Here is a 22,991-nt window from a genome sequence, read left to right on the forward strand (position 1 = left end):
CGCTTGACCTTCCAACGGTGGGAAGGATTACTTATATGGCAATTCAGAAATCTAGCCTCTGCTAGAGCATTTCCAGCAAAAGTGCGAAGCGGTTTTGCGTCGGATAATGCGTAAAAACAACAACTAGAGCGCCGATCCGATTGATCGGATCGAAACGCGCTCTAAGCGTGAAAAGAGACTGCTAAAGGTCTCGAAGAGGATTGCCATGAACAAGCCCGTCGATCACGAATCCATCAGCTTTCCCGTTCCCGTGGAAGGCATGAGCTGCGCATCCTGTGTTTCCTCGGTCGAAAAGGCCGTGTCGAAGGTCGCAGGCGTCGACAAGGTTTCCGTCAATCTCGCCACCGAGCGCGCCGATGTTACTTTCAAAGGTGCTCCGGATCTGCCTGCCGTCATCGATGCCATCCGTAAGGCAGGCTATGAGGTTCCGTCAGGTAGCGTTGATCTCGCCATTGAAGGCATGAGCTGCGCCTCCTGCGTCAGCAAAGTTGAAAAGGCGCTGAATGCAGTGCCGGGCGTGACCCGCGCCAGCGTCAATCTGGCGACCGAGCGTGCGCATGTGGAACTGGCCGGACAGGTCGAGACCGCCGAACTCGTCAAGGCCGTCGAGAAAGCCGGTTACGAGGCGCGGTCGCTGAATGATCGTAGCGAAGAGGCTCAAGCCGAAACCGGGCAAAAGACCCAAAGCGAAAAGCGCGATGCTGAAGCTGCGGAACTGAAAAAGAGCGTTCTGCTGGCGGCAGTTTTGACCCTTCCGGTCTTCGTGCTGGAAATGGGATCGCATCTCATTCCCGCCGTCCATATGTTCGTGATGGACCGGGTCGGCATGCAGAACAGTTGGTATCTGCAATTTGTACTGACCACGCTTGTCCTGTTCGGACCGGGTCTGCGCTTCTTCAAGAAAGGCATTCCGGCTCTGCTGCGCGCAACACCGGATATGAATTCGCTGGTCGTCGTGGGCACGCTTGCAGCCTGGGGCTTCTCGCTTGTTGCAACCTTCCTGCCGGGCGTTTTGCCTGCGGGCACGGTCAACGTCTATTTCGAGGCGGCCGCGGTCATCGTCACGCTGATCCTGATCGGGCGCTATCTTGAAGCGCGCGCCAAGGGACGCACCAGTGCAGCGATCAGCCGTCTGGTCGGCTTGCAGGCCAAGTCGGCCCGCGTGGTGCGCGATGGCGAGCCGGTCGATGTGCCGCTCGAAGACGTGCGCGCAGGCGATATCGTCCAGGTGCGCCCCGGCGAGAAAGTACCGGTCGATGGCGAAGTGATCGAAGGTTCGTCCTATGTCGATGAATCGATGATCACCGGCGAGCCGGTGCCGGTTGCCAAAGACAAGGGTGCGGAAGTGGTCGGCGGCACCATCAACAAGACGGGTGCTTTCACCTTCCGCGCCACCAAGGTTGGCCGCGACATGGTGATCTCGCAGATCATCCGCATGGTGGAGGATGCACAGGCCGACAAGCTGCCCATTCAGGCCAAGGTTGACAAGGTGACAGGCTGGTTCGTGCCCGCCGTCATGGCTGCCGCCGCACTGACCTTCGTGCTCTGGCTCGCCATTGGCGGCACGGCAATGCTCGGCTATGCGCTGGTCAATGCCATTGCCGTGCTCATCATTGCCTGCCCATGCGCAATGGGGCTGGCAACCCCGACGTCGATCATGGTCGGCACCGGTCGTGCAGCAGAGTTCGGCGTTTTGTTTCGCCGTGGCGATGCGCTGCAAACCCTGCGTGATGCAACGATCATCGCTGTCGACAAGACCGGCACGCTGACCCAGGGCAAGCCTGCTCTGGCGCATTTTGCAACGGTCGACGGTTTCGACAGACAAGAACTGCTGGCGCTGGTCGCCGCTGTTGAAGCCCGTTCCGAACATCCGATTGCCGACGCCATCGTGACGGCTGCAAAGGAAGAGGGCCTGAAGCTTGCTGATGTCTCGGCTTTCGAAGCAGTGCCGGGTTTCGGTCTCAAGGCGACGGTCTCAGGGCATGAAGTCGCCATCGGCGCCGACCGCTATATGGCAAAGCTTGGCCATGATGTGGCGGTGTTTGCCGAGGATGCGAAGCGTCTGGGTGATGAAGGTCAATCGCCGCTTTATGCCGCCGTTGACGGCAAGCTTGCGGCCATTGTGACCGTCGCCGACCCGATGAAGGAAACCACGCCTGCGGCCATTGCTGCGCTTCACGAGCAGGGGCTTACCGTGGCGATGATCACCGGCGACAACCGCCGTACCGCACAGGCCATCGCCAAGCGGCTTGGCATTGATGAAGTGGTGGCGGAAGTGCTGCCGGACGGCAAGGTCGAAGCGCTGAAGCGGCTTTCGGCTGGCGGCAAGCGGATCGCTTTCGTCGGCGATGGCATCAACGACGCTCCGGCACTGGCCGCAGCAGATGTTGGCATCGCCATCGGAACCGGTACGGATATTGCGATTGAAAGTGCAGATGTGGTGCTGATGTCGGGCGACCTGCGCGGTGTTGCAAACGCCATCGCCATATCCAAGGCGACAATCCGCAATATCAGCGAGAACCTTTTCTGGGCTTTCGCCTATAATGTGGCGCTCATTCCGGTCGCTGCCGGCATTCTCTACCCCTTCACCGGCACTTTGCTGTCGCCGGTTCTGGCAGCAGGCGCGATGGCGCTGTCGAGCATCTTCGTGCTCAGCAATGCGCTGCGGTTGCGCCGGTTCAAAAGTCCTCTGGGCTAACGAGGCCAGCACGGCAGGATTACGAAAACTGAAAACGGCGGCTCTTTTGGGCCGCCGTTTTTCGTGAACTGTTGACGTATTTTTGCGGGGGATTGACGGCATCATCGGCAATTGCCACCATAGGCTGTCATATTTACTTTTGCCTACTCTGGTCTTTTTCGTTTCACGCCTAATTTTATTTGAAGGCAGAGAGTGTTGCTGCATTCGAAATGCAACGGCGCTCCCACCCATCAGGACTTCTCGCATTCGATGTTTTCCGTGCATTCGGGTTCAGGCACGGCGGTCTGCAGTCACACTTGAAGGGGTAATATTTTGCTTATTTCCTTGACTTCTATCGTCCTTGTGCTGGTCGGGCTGGCGCTCGGCTGGGGCGGCGTCCAGCTCGTTACCCTGGGGGGCAGCTGGTACTATATCATTGCGGCTGTCGGCTTTTTGCTGACAGGCGCTCTCCTCTTGAAAAGAAGCGCTGCGGCCCTGTGGCTCTATGCGCTGATCGTGATCGGCTCGCTGGGCTGGGCCGTTTATGAAGTCGGCTTCGACTGGTGGCAGCTTGGCGCGCGCGGCGGCATCATTGTGCTGCTCGGCCTCTGGCTTCTGACGCCGTGGATCCGCAAGCCGCTGAACGGGGGCAAGGGTGGCGGCGGTCTGCCGCTGACGGTCGCGAGCGTGGTTGCGCTTGCAATCGCCGGCTATTCCATGACGCAGGACCCCTACAATATCGCGGGCAGTCTCCCGACAGACAAGGTTGCGGCGACACCCGATCTGGGTGGCAATGTTCCTGATGGTGAATGGCACCAATATGGCCGCACGCCCTATGGCCAGCGTTATTCGCCGCTGTCACAGATCACGCCGGACAATGTCTCCAAATTGCAGGTTGCCTGGCAGTATCAGACCGGTGACGTGAAGCAGCCGCAGGATGTCGGCGAAACCACCTATCAGGTGACGCCGCTCAAGATCGGCGACTCGCTCTATCTCTGCACGCCGCATAACTGGGCGATTGCGCTCGATGCCGCGACCGGCAAGGAAAAGTGGAAGTTTGATCCGAAAGTCGGCTTCAACACCGACCGCCAGCACCAGACCTGCCGTGGCGTGAGCTACTGGAAGGACGCCAATGCAACGGCTGGCGCCAAGTGCGCCGAGCGGGTCTATCTGCCGACCTCGGATGCGCGCCTGATCGCGCTTGATACGGCGACCGGTGAAATCTGCACCGATTTCGCCAATGGCGGCACGCTCGATCTCAGCCATGGCATGAAGTTCAATCCGGCCGGTTATTATTACTCGACGTCGCCTCCGGCTGTGGTCGGCGACAAGATCATAGTCGGCGGTGCCGTCAACGATAACTACTCGACGGAAGAACAGTCGGGCGTCATCCGCGCTTTCGACATCCGCACGGGCCAGCTTATCTGGAACTGGGATTCGGGTAATCCGGATGTCACGACGCCGCTGCCGGAAGGCCAGTTCTACACGACGAATTCGCCCAATAGCTGGTCGGTCTCCAGCGTGGATGAAAAGCTCGGTCTGATCTTCGTGCCGCTTGGCAATCAGGTGCCCGACCAGCTTGGCATGGGACGCAGCGAACATGTGGAGAAATATTCCTCCTCCATCGTCGCGCTCGATGTGAATACGGGTCAGGTGAAGTGGGTGCGCCAGACGGTCCACCACGATCTGTGGGATATGGACGTTCCGGCGCAGCCGGTTCTGCTCGATATCAACGGCACGCCAGCGCTGGTCGGTCCGACCAAGCAGGGCGACCTTTATGTGCTCGACCGTCGCACCGGTGAGTCGATCATTCCGATCAAGGAAATTCCGGCCCCGACCGGCACCATCCCGGAAGATCATTCGTCGCCAACGCAGCCGATTTCCGATCTGACCTTCAGCCCGCCAGCACTTCGCGAAAGCGATATGTGGGGCGTGACGATGTTCGACCAGCTCGCCTGCCGCATCAAGTTCCACCAGCTGGCTTATGAAGGCCGCTACACGCCGCCGTCGCTGAAAGGCACCATTGTCTATCCGGGCAATTTCGGCGTCTTCAACTGGGGCAGCGTGGCCGTCGATCCGGTGCGTCAGGTGATGTTCGGCATGCCGACCTATCTGGCCTTCACGTCACGCCTTGTTCCGCGTTCGGAAATTCCGCCGAAGGGACAGGATGAAAAGGGCAGCGAACAGGGCCTGAACCGCAATGATGGTGCGCCTTATGGCGTCTTCATGGGACCGTTCCTCGGCCCGCTCGGCATTCCGTGCCAGACCCCGCCATGGGGCTATGTTGCGGGCGTCGATCTGCGAACCGGCAAGACCGTCTACAAGCATCGCAATGGCACCATTCGCGATATGGCGCCGGTTCCGCTGCCGCTGAAAGTCGGCGTGCCGGGCATCGGTGGTCCGATGATCACGGCAGGCGGCGTTGCCTTCCTTGGCGCGGCTGTCGACGATTATCTGCGCGCCTATGACCTGACCAGCGGCAAGGTGCTCTGGGAAGCGCGTCTGCCTGCAGGCGGACAGGCGACGCCGATGTCCTATACGGTTGGCGATCAGCAATTCGTGCTGATGGTTGCCGGTGGGCACGGTTCGATCGGCACCAAGCCGGGCGATTATGTCATCGCCTATACGCTGCCGAAGAGCTAACTTCCAAAGGAAGTTGCAATAAAAACGCCGGGAGAAATCCCGGCGTTTTTATTGAATATGTGGGTTGGTCAGACCTTGCTGTGCAGCAATTCGCCCTTGCGCGCGGCGGGGCGCTTTCGCGGCTCGGCGGCATTTTCCGCAAGCTGGTGGATGATCGGGCAATCGGGGCGGTTGTCGCCATGGCAGTTCTTCGCCAGATGGCGCAGCGTGTCGGCCATTTCCTGAAGCTGGAGCATCTTGGCTTCCAGCTCCTCAACATGGACAAGCGCGACCTTCTTCACATCGGCGGATGCGCGGTTGCGATCACGCCAGAGCGCCAGCAGTTCCTTGATCTGCTCGACCTGAAAACCGAGATCGCGGCTGCGGCGGATAAAGCGCAGCGTCTCGACATCTTTTTGCGTATAGACGCGATAGCCGGAATCCGTGCGATCGGCAGCCTCGATAAGCTCGATGGTTTCATAATGGCGGATCATCTTCGCCGATATGCCTGATGCTGTGGCTGCCTGCCCGATATTCATTCCGTTCCTCACCCAATGTTGGTTTAACAGGATATAGGAGCGCAATATGGCTATTCAAAGGGGTACGGGCCGGTTCAGGCGTCTCTTCCGGCCTGTTTCATGAGATAATGTTCGAGGGTTTGAAAGCCGTCGAAGATCAGAATGGCCAGTGCCGCGACGACGAGGCCGCCTTGCAGCACGAAAGCGAGGTTGTTGGAGATGAGACCGGCAATGATCACTTCGCCAAGCGTGCTGGCCGCGACCGTCGAGCCGATGGTGGCGGTGGCAAGGCCGATCACTGCCGACAGCCTTATTCCGGCAAGGATAACCGGCATGGCAAGCGGCATCTCAACTTTGACCAGACGCTGCATTCCCGTCATGCCCATGCCGCGCGCTGCTTCCACGACTGGCGCGGGCAGAGTGGTCAGGCCGGTGAGTGTGTTTTCGAAAATCGGCAGAAGCCCATAGAGAAACAGCGCGATCAGCGTCGGCTTGTCGCCGAAACCGAAAACCGGCACAGCAAGCGCCAGAACCGCGACGGGCGGAAAAGTCTGGCCGATATTCACCAGACTGCGCGAAAGCGGCAAAAACTCTGCGCCTTGCCGTCTGGTCACGAAGATCGCCATGGCAACCGCCACCAGCGTGGATATCAGAGTGGCCAGCGCCACCAGCCCCAGATGCTGCAAGGTCAGCGTCATCAGATTGGCGCGGTCATAGATGACGGGTGCACCATCGCTGACCAGTGGGCGGAAGACGGGTTCGAACAGATGCGGCTGCATCAGAAACAGAACGAGCAACGCCAGAAGCGCCAGCCGGGGAATGATGGAAACGAAGAGCCTCATGCCGGGCGTTCCGCTTTCCGCAACAGTCTTTCCAGCGTCACGCGGCCGAGCGGCCTGCCGTCGCCATCGAGAACCGGCAATGCATTGCGACCCGACCATAAAAGCTCGGCCAGCGCATCGCGTTGCGAGGCGGAGACGGGCATGGCGTCGCCGCTGGCATCGCCCGGTTGCAGGACGGTTTTGAGATCGGTCAGCGAGAGCAGACGGAACGGGCGCTCACCGGTGCCAACCAGCCTTTCGACGAATTCCGTTGCAGGCCGCGCCAGAATTTCCGCAGGCGGGCCATATTGCAAAAGCTTTCCGTCATCCATGACCGCAATATGGTCGCCGAGCGAAATCGCTTCCTCCATATCATGCGTGACAAGCAGGATTGTAGTGCCGAAACGGCGCTGGATGGCCTTCAGGTCTTCCTGCGCCTTGGCACGAATGACCGGGTCGAGCGCGCCGAAGGGTTCATCCATCAGCAATATGTTCGGTTCCGCCGCCAGCGCCCGTGCGACACCAACACGCTGCTGCTGGCCGCCCGACAGTTCCTGCGGATAACGGTCGCGATAGTCCGCCGGTTCAAGCTGAAACAGATCAAGCAATTCATCGACGCGGGCATTGATCCGCTGTTTCGGCCAGCCGAGCAGAACCGGCACGGTGGCGATATTTTCGGCGACCGTGCGATGCGGAAAGAGCCCGTGCTGCTGGATGACGTAACCGATCCGCCGCCGCAAGGCGTGACCCGGCTCGTCCATATTGCTGTGCCCGTCGATGCGGATTTCGCCTTCGGTCGGCTCGACAAGGCGGTTGACCATGCGCAGCAAGGTGGTCTTGCCCGAACCGGACGTGCCGACAATGGCCGCAATGCTGTGCGGCTCGACGGAAAAACTGACCGCATCCACCGCAGCCCGGCCATTATAGCGCTTGGTAATCCGGTCGAACTCGATCATTGCGCGGTTCCCTTCCCGGCGATTTCAATGGCGGCATCGAGCAGAACGGCAGCGCCGAAGGCCAGCAGAACGGTTGGCAGCGCGCCAAGCAGCACGAGGTCCATGGCTGTCTGTCCGATCCCCTGAAAGACGAAGGTGCCGAAACCGCCGCCGCCAATCAGCGCGGCGATGGTGGTCAGGCCGATGTTCTGCACCATGACGATGCGAATGCCGGTGAGGATCACCGGAAACGCCAGAGGAAATTCGGTCTTGAACAGCCGTTGCAGACGCGTCATGCCCATGCCGCGTGCGGCATCGCTGACCGGCTCCGGCACCTGCGCCAGTCCCGCCACCGTATTGGCGACGATGGGCAGAAGCGAATAGAGAAACAGCGCGACAAAGGCGGGTGCCGCGCCGATACCGCGAATGCCGAGGCTCGCCGCCCATGGCGCGTTGGCCGCAAGCCACCCAAGCGGCGCAATCAATATGCCGAACAGCGCCATTGACGGTATGGTCTGAACGATGTTGAGGCTGTTCAGCACCAGACCGCGCAGCCGCGGCACACGATGGCAGATAAGCCCGAGCGGAATGCCGATAACCGTTGCCGCGACAAGCGAACCAAGCGCCAGTTCCACATGGCGACGGGCTTCATTCCAGAAACTGTCGGCGCGGCTCAAATATTCCTTCATGAAGGAGAGGTTGTCCCACAGCCCCGAGGCGAGCAGCGCATAGAGAAGAAGGGCAGCGAGTGTCAGCAAACCCACCCGCACCAGCGGCCGCACTTGCAGGCGCACCAGAGCATCGGCGACTGAAATGCCGCTGGTGAAGAGCAGCAGCCAGAAACCCGATGCAGGTGAAACGCGCGCGTAATTGTTGCCAGCTGGAGAAAGATACGTCGCCGCAAGCCCGATCGCGATCAGCATGGCGGCAAGCCCGATAAGGCTCGCGCCAAGCCGCAACATGCGACCCCAAGCAAATAGGGCGACCAACAGCCACGCAACGACAATGACGAGCAGCAGCGCGGCTTCACCGACCGGCAATGCGTCGAGCAGAAAGCGTGGCTCGCCCTGAACGATGCGGTTGGCGCGGAAGGTGGCAAACGGCAACAACAGTCCGGCGATGGCCAAAACGGTTATGACGAGACCAAGCCTGTCGACACGACGGAACAGGCCATGCGAGGCCTTTTCAGCATTCGCCGAATTGGAATGAGGGACTGCGATTCTATCCGGCAACGTGTCGCCTTTATCCGCCTATTTCAGAAAGCCGTTCTTCTTCAGGAAGTCCTCGGCGACCGCCTTGGCCGGTTCACCGCCAAGCTGAACGCGACCGTTCAGTTCCTGAAGCGTGGTCAGGTCGAGCTTTGCGAAAACCGGCTTCAGCAGTTCTTCGATCTTCGGGTTCTTTTTCAGCACGTCCTCGCGGATAATGGGGGCGGGCTGGTAGACAGGCTGCACATGCTTGTCGTCTTCCAGCACCACAAGACCGGACGGCGCAATGCCGCCATCCGTGCCATAGACCATTGCCGCATTCGCGCCGTTGGTCTGGTTGGCGGCGGCGGCAATGGTCGCAGCCGTATCGCCGCCAGACAGCGTGATCAATTGGTCCTGCTTCAGCGTGAAGCCATAGGCGGTCTGGAAAGCGGGCAGGGCGGCTGCCGAATTCACGAATTCCGACGAGGCGGCCAGAATGACCTTGCCGCCACCGGAAGCATATTTGCCGAAATCGCTGAGACTGGCGAGCTTGTTCTCGTCGGCCACGTCCTTGCGCAGCGCAATGCCCCAGGTGTTGTTGGCGGGCGAAGGCGACAGCCAGACAATCTTGTTGGCGTCGTAATCGAGCTTCTTTGCCGTCTCAAACGCCTTGGCCGGGTCTTTCCAGAGCGGATCATCCGCCTTGTTGAAGAAGAAGGCCGCATTGCCGGTATATTCGGGATAAATATCGATCTCACCGGCCACGATTGCCTTGCGCACCACCGGCGTCGCACCGAGCTGAATGCGGTCGGTTGTCTGAATGCCGTTGGCGTTGAGCATGGCGAGAATGATGTTGCCCAGCACACCGCCTTCCGTATCGATCTTGGATGAAACGACAACCTGTGATTGTGCTTGACTGGAAAGTCCCGTCGCGCCGACAATCAGGGTGACTGCGACGGCTGCGCCCTTCAGAAGACCTCGGTATGACATATTCCTCGTCCCATATTGCTTATTTGTGTTCCCAATAAACTATAGCGCGACCGCAAAAAGGAAACCTTGGGTGGAACCGGCTCCTGACAGCTGTCTGTCAGGAGGACTGGCGGCACGGCGCGAAACGGCATGAAATCACCGGCGTGGTCAGGTGCAATCGCGGCAGGGGAGCGTGCGGTTTGCCTATGTCGCGAAATGGTGCGCATGTCGTATTTATGGCGTCTTTTGACGCAAGCCTGCTGTCGGGTTTTCACAGGACACAATAGAAATATGATCAAAGGCTTCGTATGTGCCGTCAGGGCGCATGCGGTCGCGAAACTGGTGGTTGTTCATGTCCCGCTTTTCTGCAGCTTCTATTATCAAAAACGCGCTTTCCGGTAACAAGAACTGGGACCCGCAATGGCCCAATGCCGAACCCAAGGCCGAATATGACGTCATCATCGTCGGCGCGGGCGGGCATGGTCTGGGTGCGGCCTATTATCTGGCCAAGGAACACGGCATCACCAATGTCGCCGTGATCGAAAAGGGCTGGCTCGGCGGCGGCAATACGGGGCGCAACACCACCATCATTCGCTCCAACTATCTCTATGACGAGAGCGCGCATCTCTACGAACATGCGGTGAAGCTGTGGGAAGGTCTCAGCCAGGACCTCAACTACAATGTCATGTTCTCGCAGCGCGGCGTCATGATGCTGGCGCATACGGTGCATGATGTGCAGAGCTTCAAGCGCCATATCCATGCCAACCGCCTCAATGGCATCGACAATGAATGGCTGTCGAAGGAAGAAGCCAAGGAATATTGCCCGCCGCTCGATATTTCGCCCAATGCCCGCTATCCGGTGGTCGGCGCTACCTTGCAGCGTCGCGGTGGCGTGGCCCGTCACGATGCCGTGGCCTGGGGCTATGCGCGTGGCGCGACCCAGCGCGGCGTGGATATCATCCAAAATTGCCCGGTTCTGTCGATCCGTCGCGATGCTTCGGGCCGTGTGACCGGCGTGGAAACCGCGCGCGGCTTCATCAAGGCCAAGAAGGTTGCCGTTTCGACCGCTGGCAACACCTCGGTCGTCATGGATACGGCTGGCGTGCGCATGCCGCTTGAAAGCTTCCCGTTGCAGGCGCTGGTGTCGGAGCCGGTCAAGCCGATCTTCCCCTGTGTGGTCATGTCCAACACCGTTCACGCCTATATCAGCCAGTCTGACAAGGGCGAGCTGGTAATCGGTTCCGGTACGGACCAGTACACCTCCTACAGCCAGCGCGGCGGCCTGCCGCTGATCGAGCATACGCTGGCGGCAATCTGCGAAATCTTCCCGATCTTCACCCGCATGCGCATGTTGCGCAAATGGGGCGGCATCGTCGACGTCACCCCGGATCGCTCGCCGATCATCGGCAAGACGCCGGTTCCGGGTCTCTATGTCAATTGCGGCTGGGGCACTGGCGGCTTCAAGGCGACGCCGGGTTCGGCGCATGTCTTTGCCCACACCATCGCCCGCGACGAACCGCACTGGATCAACGCGCCGTTCACGCTCGACCGTTTCAAGACGGGTCGCCTGATCGACGAAGCGGCAGCTGCCGCAGTTGCGCACTAAAAGCATTTCCAGGAAAAGTGGAAGCCGGTTTTCCGTCCGGAAATGCGTTGAAAACAAGAGAAACACCATGCTTTTGATCCGTTGCCCTTATTGCGAAATGGAACGTCCGGAACTTGAATTTGCCTATGCGGGCGAAGCGCATATTGCGCGTCCTGCCGATCCTTCGACCTATTCCGATGATGAATGGCGCGATTTCCTGTTCATCCGCTCTAACCCGCGCGGGACGCATTTTGAACGCTGGCGGCACATCAATGGTTGCGGCCGCTTCTTCAATGCGGTGCGCGACACGGTGAGCGACAAATTCGTCACGACCTACAAGGCCGGTGAAGCGCGCCCTGTACTGGCAGAAACGCCCGCTGCGGAGACGAAATAATGACCGACATGCGTTTGAATAACAAAGGCCGCATCAACAAGGCCAAGCCGGTACGCTTTTCCTTCAACGGCAAGACCTATGCCGGCTTTGAGGGCGATACGCTTGCTTCGGCGCTTCTGGCCAATGGCGAGCATCTGGCGGGCCGTTCGTTCAAATATCACCGTCCGCGCGGCATTCTCTCCGCCGGTTCCGAAGAGCCGAATGCGCTGATGGGCGTTTCGCGTGGAGAGGGTCGTTACGAGCCGAACACCCGCGCCACCGTGCTGGAGCTTTATGACGGGCTGAAGGCGGAAAGCCAGAACCACTGGCCATCGCTCAAGCATGATGTCGGCGCGGTCAATGACGCCTTCTACATGTTCTTCTCGGCAGGCTTCTACTACAAGACCTTCATGTGGCCGAAGAGCTTCTGGAACAAGGTCTATGAGCCTTTCATCCGGGGGGCTGCGGGTCTTGGTAAGTCGCCGTCCGAGGCCGATCCCGACAGCTATGCCAGCCGCTATGCCTATTGCGACGTGCTGGTGGTGGGCGCCGGGCCTGCCGGTCTTGCCGCAGCCCTTGAAGCCGCCAAGAGCGGCGCGAAAGTTTTCCTCTGCGACGAGCAGGCGGAAATGGGCGGTTCGCTCCTGTCCGAACCCGAGCCCGTCATCAATGGCCGCACCAGCTGGGATTGGCTGAACGAAACGCTGGCGACACTGGGTTCGCTGCCGAATGTCACGCTTTTGCCGCGCACCACGGCGATTGGCTATTATCATCAGAACATGGTCGGCCTTTGCCAGCGCCTGACTGACCATCAGGCAAAGCCTGCCGCTAATGCCCCGCGTGAGCGCATGTGGCGCGTGCGTGCCAAGCAGGTGGTACTGGCGCAAGGCTCAATCGAAAAGCCGCTGGTCTTTGCGGGCAATGACCGTCCGGGTGTGATGCTGGCCGGTGCCGCACGCACCTATCTCAATCGCTATGGCGTCAAGGTCGGCGAAAAGGCTGTCGTTGTTACCTCGCATGATTCCGCCTGGCTTACGGCCTTCGATCTCGCGGTTGCAGGTGTCAAGGTTCCGGCCATTATCGATGTGCGCGAACACGTCGCGGACAGTCTGGTGAACCGCGCCAGGATGCTCGGTATCGAGACGCTGACCGGCTGGACCGTCAGCGATACGGCGGGCCGTCATCGTGTTTCCTCCATTCGTGTCAATCCGGTCAGGAACGGTTCGGTGGGCTCGGCGCGCACCATTGCCTGCGATGTCGTGCTGATGTCTGGCGGCTGGAACCCGAGCGTGCATCTGTTCTCGCATACCAAGGGTTCGCTCATCTGGGATGAGGAACGCCAGATCTATCTGCCGGGCGAGCGCACGGAAGAAAGCCGCTGTGCTGGTGCCGGTAACGGCAATTTCGATCTTCAAGCCGCCTTGCGTGAAGGTGCCGCCAGCGGTGCTGCGGCGGCAAATGATGCTGGATACAAGGCCAAGGCGCTGGAATATGCGGTCGCGGGCGACTTCGTCTGCGCAGGCGTCAACTGCCGCGAATTGCCGACGGATCGCGATCCCGGCAAGGCAAAGGCCTTTATCGATTTCCAGAACGACGTGACGGCCAAGGATATCCGCCTTGCAGTGCGCGAGGGCTTCCGCTCCATCGAGCATATCAAGCGCTACACCACCAACGGCATGGCGACGGATCAGGGCAAGACCTCGAATATCAACGGTCTTGCGGTCGCATCCGACGCGCTTAGCCGTCCTGCACCGCAGGTCGGTCTGACGACGTTCCGTCCGCCCTATACGCCGACGACCTTCGGCGCATTCTGTGGCTATAACCGTAGTAAGCTGTTCGACGTTACGCGGAAGACGCCGATTGACCCTTGGGCTGAAGAACAGGGTGCAGCTTTTGAGCCGGTGTCGCTGTGGCGTCGCGCATGGTATTTCCCGAAGGCGGGCGAAGACATGCACAAGGCTGTTGCGCGCGAGTGCAAGGCCGTGCGCACCAGCCTCGGCATGTTCGATGCATCGACGCTCGGCAAGATCGAGGTGGTCGGCCCGGATGCAGCCGAATTCATGAACCGCATGTACACCAATCCATGGACGAAGCTGGGTGTCGGGCGCTGCCGTTACGGTCTGCTGCTCGGTGAAGACGGCTTTATCCGTGACGATGGTGTTGTGGGCAGGCTGTCGCAGGACCGTTTCCATGTCACGACGACAACCGGCGGTGCGCCGCGCGTTCTCAATATGATGGAGGATTATCTCCAGACGGAATGGCCGGACCTGAAAGTGTCGCTGACGTCCACGACCGAACAATGGGCCGTGGTGGCGCTGAACGGACCGAATGCGCGCAAGCTCATCGAACCGATGGTCGAGGGCGTGGATCTTTCCGACGAAGCCTTTCCGCATATGTCGGTGGCGGAATGCACATTCCTCGGTGTGCCGGCACGTCTGTTCCGCATGAGCTTTACCGGCGAACTCGGCTTCGAAATCAATGTCCCGTCGCGTTACGGTCTGGCTCTGTGGAAGGCGCTTTATGAAGCGGGCCAGAAATATGACGTCACGCCTTATGGCACCGAGACCATGCACGTGCTGCGTGCCGAGAAGGGGTATATCATCGTCGGTCAGGACACGGATGGCACGGTGACGCCGGATGACGCCGCGCTCGGCTGGGCCATCGGCAAGCAGAAGCCGGATTTCGTCGGCAAGCGTTCGCTGGCGCGTCCGGATATGCTGAAGAAGGATCGCAAGCATCTGGTCGGCCTGCTGCCAAAGGACCCGAAACTGGTTCTGGAGGAAGGCGCACAGATCGTCGCCGATCCGAAACAGGCTGTGCCGATGACCATGCTCGGTCACGTCACCTCGTCCTATTGGAGCGAGACGCTTGGCCGCTCCTTCGCCATGGCGCTGATTGCCGGAGGCAAGGATCGCACGGGCGAGACCATCTATATGCCGATGCCGGATGGCACCGCGCATGAGGCGGAAATTACTGGGCTCGTCTTCTATGACCCAGAAGGCAAGAAGCTGAACGGATAAGGATCGCATCATGCTGCAACAGACCAACCCTTTTGCGAGCCGCGCGGTTGCCATTCCGGGACGGCTTGATATTCGCCCCGCCGCTGATGGCGCACGCTTTGTCCTGCGCTTCAATCCGGGAAAACTGGCGCTGGCGGAAAAGGCGCTCGGGGCCAGGATCCCGGCCAGGATCGGCGGACTTGAGAAAAACGGCGAGATCGCCGTTGCCTGCATCGGGCCGGATGAATGGTTTATCTGGGCCGATGATAGCAAGGCTGGCGCCATCATCGCGGCTTTCGCGAGCCTCTACGAGACGGAACCGCATGCGCTGGTTGAAGTGAGCCATCGCGAGACTGGTATCGATATTACAGGCCCGCAGGCCGAATGGCTGCTCAATGCCGCTTCACCGCTCGATCTGGCTTCGATGGCCGCACCCGGCGCTGCGCGCACCATCTTCGATCGCGTACAGATCATCCTGCTGAAATGGGATGCGGATCACTACCGCGTGGAAGTATGGAACTCGCTGGCCGACCATGTCTGGACGCTGCTCGAAACCGCAAGCCGCGAAGTCGAACTCGACGTCTGATCGCCCAACTTAGCGATCGCTCAATATTCAAAAACGCCGCCCGTTTCGGGCGGCGTTTTTGTTTTTTAGGGTAATTTCGGCCTTGCCTTCTATAAATCCATATGTGAAGACTATATTTACATAAGAAATTCATGAGGAGGGAATTTCCCGATGCCGGAAAATGAACTGCCGCTGAGCGGGCTCGTTGTTGTGGATATGAGCCAGTTTCTGTCGGGGCCTTATTGCTCGCTGCGCCTGATGGACCTCGGAGCGCGGGTTATCAAGATCGAGCGCCCGGACGGCGGGGACCTGTCGCGCAGGCTTTATCTGAGCGATACGGAGATCGGTGGGGATTCAACGATTTTCCATGCCATCAATCGCGGCAAGGACAGCCTGGCGCTGGACCTGAAAAACCCGGACGATGTTGAAGCGCTGAAGAAGCTCATCACCAAGGCCGATGTTCTGATCCAGAATTTCCGTCCCGGCGTCATCGAGCGGCTGGGGCTGGATTATGAATCCGCCAAGGCGATCAATCCGCGCCTCGTCTATGCCTCCATCAGCGGCTATGGCGAAGAGGGTCCGTGGGTCAAACGCCCCGGACAGGATCTGCTGGCGCAGGCGCGTTCGGGCCTGATGTGGCTCAATGGTGATGAAGGGCAGGGGCCGGTGCCGTTCGGTCTGGCTGTTGCCGACATGCTGGCGGGCGCTGCCGTGGCGCAAGGCATTCTGGCAGCACTCGTGCGGCGCGGCATTTCCGGCAAAGGCGCACATGTGGAAACTAGCCTTCTTGAAGCGCTCGTCGATTTCCAGTTCGAAGTGCTGACCACCCATCTCAATGACGGACGCCGCTTGCCGAAGCGTTCCGATTTCCGCAGCGCCCATGCTTATCTCTCCGCACCTTACGGGGTCTATCAGGCGGCAGATGCCTATCTGGCCATCGCCATGACGCCGATCCCCAAACTGGCGGCGCTGCTGGAAGCGGACACGCTGGCCCCCTATGCCGACGATCCGTCGAGCTGGTTCACCAAGCGCGACGAAATCAAGCGCCTTATTGCTGACCGCATTGCCCAGAAGACGGTGGATGAGTGGCTTGCCATTCTGGAGCCAGCCGACATCTGGTGCGCCCGCGTTCTCAATTGGGAAGAGCTGCTTGCCAGCGACGGCTTCTCGGTTCTCGACATGCTCCAGACCGTCACCCGTGAGGATGATGTCTCCATCACCACCACCCGCTCGCCGCTGCGCATCAACGGGCAGCGCCACAAGGTGGAGCGCGCAGCACCGCGCATCGGCGAAAACAGCAAGGCAATTCGTGAGGAGTTCGGTCTATGAGTGCGATCAAGCTGAAAGGCATGACCTGGAGCCACCCGCGCGGTTACGATCCGATGGTTGCGGGCGCCACGCAATGGCTGAGCGACAAGGGCGTCGAGATCGAATGGGAAAAGCGCTCCTTGCAGGATTTCGAGACCTTTCCGGTCGAGGAACTGGCGCGCAATTTCGATATGATCGTGATCGATCATCCGCATGTCGGCCAGATCACCAAGGAAGGCTGCCTGCTGCCGCTCGATGTGCCGGGCCGCGAAGCCGAGCTGAAAGCGCTTGCCGACGGTTCAGTCGGTCAATCCTTCCCGAGCTATAACTGGCAGAGCCATCAATGGGCGTTTCCGCTTGATGCGGCCACGCAGGTTCAGGCATGGCGTCCGGACCTGATTGAAAAGCCTGCCACCTCGTGGGGTGAGGTGCTGGAACTGGCGCGTGCGGGCACGGTGCTTTTGCCATTGCGCTCGCCGCATTCGCTGATGTGCTTCTATACTTTCGCGGCCAATAACGGTTCACCTTGCGCGACCGAAGGCGAGTTGATCAGCCTTGAAGACGGCGTGAAGGCCTTTGAACAGTTGCGGGAAATCGCCGCGCTGGTGAAGCCGGGCTGTTTCGCTATGGATCCGATTGCAGTGTTCGAAGAAATGGCAAAGCCCGATTCCGGCATTGCCTGTGCGCCTCTGATTTATGGTTATGTGAACTATGCCATGCCGGGCTTCCGCGACCGCCTGATCCGTTTTGCCGATATTCCGGCAGGTGCGAAGGGTGTTGCAGGTTCGGCTTTGGGCGGCACCGGCATTGCCGTTTCCGCCTTTACGAAACATCCCGAAGCGGCCATCGATTTTGCCTATTGGGTGGCAAGCGGCGCGGTGCAGAAGGGGCTTTATGCAGAATCCAACGGCCAGCCCGGCCATGCTGAAGCGTGGGAAGACGAGGGCGTGAATGCCGCCACGTCGGGCTTCTATCGCGATACGCGCGCAACGCTGGAAGGGGCATGGGTGCGCCCGCGCCACGATGGTTATATGCCGTTTCAGGAAGCGGCTTCGGAGCGCATCAACAGGGGGCTTCAGGGCAGTGAAGCGGCAGAACAGGTCATCGCCGATCTGAACCGGCTCTTCCGCGAAAGCTTCTGACGTCTGGTATTCGCCGCCCCCCTCATCCTGAGGAGACTCCTGAGCTTGCGAAGGAGGCATCTCGAAGGATCGAGGGATCCAAAGGGGAAATGCGGTGCCTGTCTCCTCACCCTTCGAGACGTCTCCCCGAGCTTCGCTCAGGGAGTCTCCTCAGGATGAGGGGGAAAGCGAGTGGGAAGCTTAAAGGTTCCAGATACGGCGCGCATTCTCAGACAGAAGGCGCGCCTTTTCGTCATTGCTGCAGCCTTCAAGCAGGGCATGGGTCGTTGCTACCCAAGTTGCTAGCCCGCCATCGACGGAGCTTGCCAGCGTGCAGACCGGCCAGTCGCTGCCCCACACCACGCGATCCCAGCCGAAAGCCTCGATGACGTGCTCGACATAGGGGCGGATCGTCTCGGCAGTCCAGCTTTGCGTGTCGGCATAGGCCACCACGCCGGAAATCTTCGCGACGACATTGGGCCTGCGGGCAATCTCGGTGATACCGTTCTGCCAGCTTTCCAGCGCACCCGACTTGATGTCCGGCACACCGCAATGATCGAGCACGAATTGCAGGCCCGGCGCGAGATCGGCGAGTGCAATGGCCTTGTCGATCTGGTGCGGCAGTGTGCAGAGGTCGAAAGTCAGGCGCGTGTTTTCCATGCGCTTCAGGTTTAGGCGAAACAGCGCGCCTTCGGAAAGCTCGTCCGGCACCACATGCAGAACACGGCGAAAACCTTTGACAAAGGGGTCGGCAAGCTGCCGCTCCAGATAGGCGGCAAAGCCGTCTTCCTCGGGGCGGCAGGAGCCGATAGCGCCTTCGATGAAGCCGCCGGAGCGGGCGGAAATGGCGCGCACATTCTCGGTTTCAGCCTGCATGGCTTCTGGTGCAACATCCACTTCCATATGCAGGGCGGCGGCAATGCCGCAGCGTTCCGCCTGCTGCCGGTAGGTGTCGAACAGAAAATCCCGATCAAGCGCAGGTACGCTGCCAAGCCATGGATAGCTGAGCGCGCTTTTGTCGATCAGGTGCAGATGGGTATCAATCAGCATGAGATTCCTCCTGCGCCCATATTTTCAAAAAAGAAGACTGTTTTCAAATAAGAATTTAATCGACCGTAGAGAGGTCAGCGCCGACAAGCTTCGACAGTTCCTGCACGGTCTTTTGCAGCAGGGTAATGGTTTGTGTGATGTCGGGTGCGGTAGACGAATTCACCAGTGTCACATAAGGGCATGTCAGTGCCGCGATGCAGGTACCGTCAGGACCGAGAATCGGGGCGGAGAGGTTATAGACGCCTGCAACCTGCGCACTCGGCATCATCTCGTAGCCGCGCTCGCGGATCTGGTCGAGGCGCTCATAGAAGCTCGCGTCGAGATCGACCCGCTCGCTTTCCTTGACATACTCGGCGATCATCATCTTGCGCTCTTCCGGGGAGCGGAAGGCAAGCAGCACATGGCCCGAGCCGGTGTCGAACAGGCTGATATGCGAGCCGACGCGGATCGAAATGCCCCAGTAATCCGGCGCTTCCTGCTGCGCAATCACCACCACCGAGCCGCGGTCGAACACGGCGAGCTGGTTTGCCTGCTTGGAACGGTCGGCAAGTTCACGCATGAAGGGCGTTGCAAAAGAGGCCAGACGGCGCACCGGCGCGTGCAATTGTGCAAGGCCAAACAGCTTCAGCGTCAGCGAATAGCGGTCGCCCTCAAGCTTGGTGACATAGCCGCGTTTCACCAGCCGGTCGAGCATGCGGTAGAATTCGTTCGGGCTGCGATCCAGATGCTTGGCGATCTCGGCCTGGGTCAGTCCGCCGTCAACGCCTGCCAGCAATTCGAGGATATCAAGGCCCTTGTCGAGCGCGGGTGCGCGGTAGCGATCATCGGTTTCCAAATGCGTCCCCCCAAGGTGGTCCTTCGTGAATTTCGTAATTCATATACAAACATTGTCAGGTGTGAAAGTCGTATATGCGCGATAAAACGCCTTGACCGTAATTGAATACTATGTTTGCATATAAATACAACCTTCACAACCGGGGGTGCGGACAGGGAGTGTCCGTTTTAGGAGGAGAAGAGATGCAGAATTTCAAATCGCGCATTTTGGCAGGCGTGGCGCTGATGGCCGTGGGGATGGCCCCGGCGATTGCAGCCGATCTGCCGGGCAAGTTTGAAGGCGTGACGATCAATGCCAAGCTCATTGGCGGCCAGCAGTATGAAGCGCTCTATTCGCGTATCGGCGAATGGGAGAAGGCCACTGGCGCCAAGGTCAACATCCTTTCCAAGAAGAACCACTTTGAGCTGGACAAGGAAATCAAGTCCGACATCGCTTCCGGTTCGATCAACTGGTGCGTCGGTTCCAACCACTCGTCTTTCGCACCGCAGTATACGACGCTGTACACCGATCTGAACGCGCTCGTGCCGAAGGAAGAAATCGAAGGCTTCGTGCCATCGGTCATCAAGGCTTCGACGCTCGACGGCAAGCTGATCATGTTGCCGCGTGCGCAGTTCGACGTTTCGGCGCTTTACTATCAGAAGAGCCTTTTCCAGGACGAAGCCAAGAAGAAGGCTTTCAAGGAAAAATACGGCTACGACCTCGCACCGGCCAAGACCTGGAAGGAAGTTTCGGATCAGGCTGTATTCTTCGCTGACCCGCCGAATTTCTACGGCACGCAGTTTGCTGGCAAGGAAGAAGCCATCAATGGTCGCTTCTATGAAATGCTGGTCGCTGAAGGCGGCGAATATCTCAAGGACGGCAAGCCTGCTTTCAACTCGGAAGCCGGTGTTCGCGCTCTCGACTGGTTCGTCAATCTCTACAAGGCAAAGGCCGTTCCTGCCGGTACGACCAACTATCTGTGGGATGAGCTGGGTGCAGGCTTTGCTTCCGGCACCATTGCGATCAACCTGGATTGGCCGGGCTGGGCGACCTACTTCAACGATCCGAAGTCGTCGAAGGTCGCTGGCAATGTCGGCATCGTTCCGGCGCCGACCGGTTCTTCCGGCAAGCGCACCGGCTGGTCGGGTCATCATGGTTTCTCGGTAACGGAAGCCTGCCCGACGAAGGAAGCCGCTGCATCGCTCGTCTGGTTCCTGACCAACGAAGATTCGCAGAAGCAGGAATCGGCTGCCGGCACGCTGCCGACCCGCACCGCTGTCTGGGATTACGTCATCGCACAGGCTGCTTCCGATCCTTACAAGAAGGAAGTGCTCTCGGTCTTCCAGGAAACGGCAAAGACCGCATTCCCGGTTCCGCAGACCCCGTCCTGGATCGAAATCTCCAACGCGGTTTATCCTGAGCTTCAGGCTGCGATCCTTGGCGACAAGACTTCCCAGCAGGCCCTCGATGACGCTGCCAAAAAGGCAACGCAGATCCTTGAGGATGCTGGCGAGCTTTGATCCTGCCTGAATAAAATCATGGGCCCGCCCTGAAACCTTTTTGGGGCGGGCCTTTTTTGCCAGTAGAACTGCCAAGGTCGGGAGCATGTTTTGCAGTTCCGCCGGTTGGCAGTTCCACTGTTTGCCAATCCACTGTCTGGAAGAGCAATGTTCAAGAGACTTTCCCCGCCGGTCCTGCTTCTGCTCCCGGCCTTTATCATCCTCGCAGCGGTGGTTCTGTTTCCTCTCGCGCTGTCGCTTTATTCGAGCTTCACGCCGTTCCGGCTGACGCGCCCCGAGAGCCTGTTCAACTTCATCGGTTTCCGCAACTATCAGCGCATTCTGACCGACTGGGTGTTCTGGGCGGCCTTCATTCGCACTGTGGTCTTCCTCACCATTGCGCTCAATCTGGAAATGCTGCTCGGCCTCGGCCTTGCGATGCTCGTCAACAAGGCGACGCGCGGTCAGCGCGTGTTGCGCACGCTGATGATGTTCCCGATGATGTTTTCGCCGGTGCTCGTCGGCTTCCAGTTCAAGTTCATGTTCAATGACAATATCGGTCTGGTCAACAATGCGCTGCAGTCGCTGGGCCTGACTAATACCGCTATTCCATGGCTGATCGACGGCAATCTGGCACTGATCGCCATCCTGCTGGCGGAAGTCTGGATGTCGACCTCGGTCTTCGCGATCCTCATTCTGGGCGGTCTTCTGTCCATGCCGCAGGATCCGGTGGAAGCCGCGCGCGTCGATGGCTGCACGCCATGGCAGACCTTCCGCTATGTCATCTGGCCTTACCTGATGCCTTTCGCCTATATCGCGATGACCATCCGTTCGCTGGATGTGGCGCGCGCCTATGACATTGTGAAGATCATGACCGATGGCGGCCCGGCGCGACGCACCGAGCTGATCTGGACGCTGGTTGGCCGCACGGCCTATGCGGATGCGCAGATGGGCATGGCCAATGCCATGGCCTATGTCGCGATCCTGCTCTCGATCCTCTTCACCGTCTTGTTCTTCCGCAAACTTGCGTCCGCACGCACGCAGATTGGAGCGGAGTGGTAATCATGGCAACAACAACACTCAGCAACAGCCAGCATCGTCTGCTGCGCCGTATCAAGAAAATCGGCTATCTGGTCGGCCTGTTTCTGGCGATGACCGTCATCTGCCTGCCCGGCCTGTGGATCGTGCTGTCCTCGCTGCGTCCGCCGGTCGAGATCATGGCGAAACCGCCGGTCTGGATTCCGCAGGAAATCACCTTCGAGGCCTATCGCGCCATGTTCTCGGGCGCAGGCGCTGGCGGTATTCCGGTCTGGGATTATTTCCGCAATTCGCTCATCATCTCGGTGACCTCCACCGTGATTGCGCTGATCGTCGGCGTATCGGGCGGCTATGCTTTCGCGCGCTTCCGCTTCTGGGGCAAGTCGGCAACCTTCCTCGGTTTCATGCTGACGCGTTCGGTGCCGGGCATTGCGCTCTCGCTGCCGCTCTTCATGGTGTTTTCCCGCGTTGGCATCATCGACACCCATTTCGGCCTCATCCTGACCTATGTGGCGCTGAATGTGCCATTCACGATCTGGCTGATCGACGGTTTCTTCCGTCAGGTGCCGAAGGATCTTGCGGAAGCCGCCCAGATTGACGGCTGCACGCGCTGGCAGGCTTTCTGGCAGGTGGAGTTTCCGCTGGCCGGTCCCGGCATCGCGACGGCAGGCATCTTTGCCTTTCTCACCTCGTGGAACGAATATGCGCTGGCTTCCCAGCTCACCCGTTCCGTCAATTCCAAGACCCTTCCAGTCGGTCTTCTCGATTACACCGCTGAATTCACCATCGACTGGCGCGGCATGTGCGCGCTGGCGGTCGTGATGATTATTCCGGCGCTGACCCTCACATTCATCGTCCAGAAACATCTTGTTGCTGGTCTGACGTTCGGCGCGGTTAAAGGTTGATA

General features: G+C 59.5%; 18 protein-coding genes. 11 read left to right on the forward strand and 7 right to left on the reverse strand.

All coding sequences use genetic code 11. The annotated features are described in order from the left end of the window. Positions 1–205 precede the first annotated feature (205 nt). A complete protein-coding gene (locus FGI60_RS15350) occupies positions 206–2,698 on the forward strand; it encodes a heavy metal translocating P-type ATPase (RefSeq protein ID WP_138785945.1) in 2,493 nt (830 codons plus the stop codon). Between the two features lie 312 nt (positions 2,699–3,010). Beyond that, positions 3,011–5,320 (forward strand): glucose/quinate/shikimate family membrane-bound PQQ-dependent dehydrogenase, encoded by a 2,310-nt coding sequence (locus FGI60_RS15355; RefSeq protein ID WP_138785946.1) that lies wholly within the window; start codon positions 3,011–3,013, stop codon positions 5,318–5,320. Between the two features lie 68 nt (positions 5,321–5,388). Here the strand turns inward: FGI60_RS15355 and cueR are convergent, their stop codons facing one another. The 5 genes from cueR to osmF form a co-directional block, all read right to left on the reverse strand. Then, positions 5,389–5,838: a Cu(I)-responsive transcriptional regulator gene (gene cueR / locus FGI60_RS15360; protein WP_113533713.1), complete on the reverse strand. Its 450-nt coding sequence runs from the start codon at positions 5,836–5,838 to the stop codon at positions 5,389–5,391. Between the two features lie 74 nt (positions 5,839–5,912). After that, positions 5,913–6,659 carry an ABC transporter permease gene (locus FGI60_RS15365; protein WP_138785947.1) on the reverse strand — a complete coding sequence of 249 codons (747 nt, stop codon included), beginning with the start codon at positions 6,657–6,659 and terminating at the stop codon, positions 5,913–5,915. After that, entirely contained in the window at positions 6,656–7,594 is a 939-nt protein-coding gene (locus FGI60_RS15370; protein WP_138785948.1) for an ABC transporter ATP-binding protein, read from the reverse strand. Before FGI60_RS15370 ends, FGI60_RS15365 begins: the two co-directional genes overlap by 4 nt. Next, positions 7,591–8,793, reverse strand: coding sequence for an ABC transporter permease (locus FGI60_RS15375; protein ID WP_138786080.1), 1,203 nt, complete (start codon positions 8,791–8,793; stop codon positions 7,591–7,593). Before FGI60_RS15375 ends, FGI60_RS15370 begins: the two co-directional genes overlap by 4 nt. A 30-nt stretch (positions 8,794–8,823) precedes the next feature. Then, positions 8,824–9,753, reverse strand: a complete 930-nt coding sequence (gene osmF, locus FGI60_RS15380) for a glycine betaine ABC transporter substrate-binding protein OsmF (RefSeq protein WP_138785949.1) — start codon at positions 9,751–9,753, stop codon at positions 8,824–8,826. Between the two features lie 331 nt (positions 9,754–10,084). Between osmF and FGI60_RS15390 the strand changes: the two genes are divergently transcribed. From FGI60_RS15390 to FGI60_RS15415, 6 genes are all read left to right on the forward strand, one after another. Continuing rightward, the gene (locus FGI60_RS15390) at positions 10,085–11,338 is read left to right on the forward strand and encodes a sarcosine oxidase subunit beta family protein (protein ID WP_109368235.1); all 1,254 of its coding nucleotides are present in this window, start codon (positions 10,085–10,087) and stop codon (positions 11,336–11,338) included. A 67-nt stretch (positions 11,339–11,405) separates the two neighbouring features. Further along, a complete protein-coding gene (locus FGI60_RS15395) occupies positions 11,406–11,711 on the forward strand; it encodes a sarcosine oxidase subunit delta (protein ID WP_113533710.1) in 306 nt (101 codons plus the stop codon). Next, complete coding sequence (locus tag FGI60_RS15400; RefSeq protein ID WP_138785950.1) at positions 11,711–14,710, forward strand: sarcosine oxidase subunit alpha; 3,000 nt, start codon at positions 11,711–11,713, stop codon at positions 14,708–14,710. Before FGI60_RS15395 ends, FGI60_RS15400 begins: the two co-directional genes overlap by 1 nt. Before the next feature lie 10 nt (positions 14,711–14,720). Then, complete coding sequence (locus FGI60_RS15405) at positions 14,721–15,275, forward strand: sarcosine oxidase subunit gamma (RefSeq protein WP_138785951.1); 555 nt, start codon at positions 14,721–14,723, stop codon at positions 15,273–15,275. Between the two features lie 150 nt (positions 15,276–15,425). Further along, on the forward strand, positions 15,426–16,583 hold the full coding sequence (locus tag FGI60_RS15410; RefSeq protein WP_138785952.1) for a CaiB/BaiF CoA transferase family protein: 1,158 nt from the start codon (positions 15,426–15,428) through the stop codon (positions 16,581–16,583). Then, entirely contained in the window at positions 16,580–17,704 is a 1,125-nt protein-coding gene (locus tag FGI60_RS15415) for an ABC transporter substrate-binding protein (RefSeq protein ID WP_138785953.1), read from the forward strand. The genes FGI60_RS15410 and FGI60_RS15415 overlap by 4 nt, the downstream gene beginning before the upstream one ends. Before the next feature lie 180 nt (positions 17,705–17,884). Here FGI60_RS15415 and FGI60_RS15425 read toward each other — a convergent pair whose 3' ends face one another. Further along, complete coding sequence (locus tag FGI60_RS15425) at positions 17,885–18,733, reverse strand: amidohydrolase family protein (RefSeq protein ID WP_138785954.1); 849 nt, start codon at positions 18,731–18,733, stop codon at positions 17,885–17,887. 55 nt (positions 18,734–18,788) lie between these two features. After that, complete coding sequence (locus tag FGI60_RS15430; RefSeq protein WP_138785955.1) at positions 18,789–19,568, reverse strand: IclR family transcriptional regulator; 780 nt, start codon at positions 19,566–19,568, stop codon at positions 18,789–18,791. A gap of 182 nt (positions 19,569–19,750) precedes the next feature. On the opposite strand from FGI60_RS15430, the gene FGI60_RS15435 reads away from it, so the two are divergent. From FGI60_RS15435 to FGI60_RS15445, 3 genes are all read left to right on the forward strand, one after another. After that, complete coding sequence (locus tag FGI60_RS15435) at positions 19,751–21,067, forward strand: ABC transporter substrate-binding protein (RefSeq protein WP_138785956.1); 1,317 nt, start codon at positions 19,751–19,753, stop codon at positions 21,065–21,067. Between the two features lie 147 nt (positions 21,068–21,214). Continuing rightward, positions 21,215–22,108, forward strand: coding sequence for a carbohydrate ABC transporter permease (locus FGI60_RS15440; protein WP_078337853.1), 894 nt, complete (start codon positions 21,215–21,217; stop codon positions 22,106–22,108). A 2-nt stretch (positions 22,109–22,110) separates the two neighbouring features. Further along, positions 22,111–22,989: a carbohydrate ABC transporter permease gene (locus tag FGI60_RS15445; protein ID WP_138785957.1), complete on the forward strand. Its 879-nt coding sequence runs from the start codon at positions 22,111–22,113 to the stop codon at positions 22,987–22,989. Positions 22,990–22,991: the final 2 nt, after the last annotated feature.

It is taken from the genome of Brucella haematophila (genome assembly GCF_005938105.1).
GTDB classification, from domain to species: domain Bacteria; phylum Pseudomonadota; class Alphaproteobacteria; order Rhizobiales; family Rhizobiaceae; genus Brucella; species Brucella haematophila.

What these genes read in the sequence shown, in the direction of transcription:
- FGI60_RS15350 (WP_138785945.1), top strand. Translation starts at nt 206, where the DNA reads ATGAACAAGCCCGTCGATCACGAATCCATCAGCTTTCCCGTTCCCGTG.
- cueR (WP_113533713.1), bottom strand. Translation starts at nt 5,838, where the DNA reads ATGAATATCGGGCAGGCAGCCACAGCATCAGGCATATCGGCGAAGATG.
- FGI60_RS15365 (WP_138785947.1), bottom strand. Translation starts at nt 6,659, where the DNA reads ATGAGGCTCTTCGTTTCCATCATTCCCCGGCTGGCGCTTCTGGCGTTG.
- FGI60_RS15370 (WP_138785948.1), bottom strand. Translation starts at nt 7,594, where the DNA reads ATGATCGAGTTCGACCGGATTACCAAGCGCTATAATGGCCGGGCTGCG.
- osmF (WP_138785949.1), bottom strand. Translation starts at nt 9,753, where the DNA reads ATGTCATACCGAGGTCTTCTGAAGGGCGCAGCCGTCGCAGTCACCCTG.
- FGI60_RS15390 (WP_109368235.1), top strand. Translation starts at nt 10,085, where the DNA reads ATGTCCCGCTTTTCTGCAGCTTCTATTATCAAAAACGCGCTTTCCGGT.
- FGI60_RS15395 (WP_113533710.1), top strand. Translation starts at nt 11,406, where the DNA reads ATGCTTTTGATCCGTTGCCCTTATTGCGAAATGGAACGTCCGGAACTT.
- FGI60_RS15400 (WP_138785950.1), top strand. Translation starts at nt 11,711, where the DNA reads ATGACCGACATGCGTTTGAATAACAAAGGCCGCATCAACAAGGCCAAG.
- FGI60_RS15405 (WP_138785951.1), top strand. Translation starts at nt 14,721, where the DNA reads ATGCTGCAACAGACCAACCCTTTTGCGAGCCGCGCGGTTGCCATTCCG.
- FGI60_RS15410 (WP_138785952.1), top strand. Translation starts at nt 15,426, where the DNA reads ATGCCGGAAAATGAACTGCCGCTGAGCGGGCTCGTTGTTGTGGATATG.
- FGI60_RS15415 (WP_138785953.1), top strand. Translation starts at nt 16,580, where the DNA reads ATGAGTGCGATCAAGCTGAAAGGCATGACCTGGAGCCACCCGCGCGGT.
- FGI60_RS15425 (WP_138785954.1), bottom strand. Translation starts at nt 18,733, where the DNA reads ATGCTGATTGATACCCATCTGCACCTGATCGACAAAAGCGCGCTCAGC.
- FGI60_RS15435 (WP_138785956.1), top strand. Translation starts at nt 19,751, where the DNA reads ATGCAGAATTTCAAATCGCGCATTTTGGCAGGCGTGGCGCTGATGGCC.
- FGI60_RS15440 (WP_078337853.1), top strand. Translation starts at nt 21,215, where the DNA reads ATGTTCAAGAGACTTTCCCCGCCGGTCCTGCTTCTGCTCCCGGCCTTT.
- FGI60_RS15445 (WP_138785957.1), top strand. Translation starts at nt 22,111, where the DNA reads ATGGCAACAACAACACTCAGCAACAGCCAGCATCGTCTGCTGCGCCGT.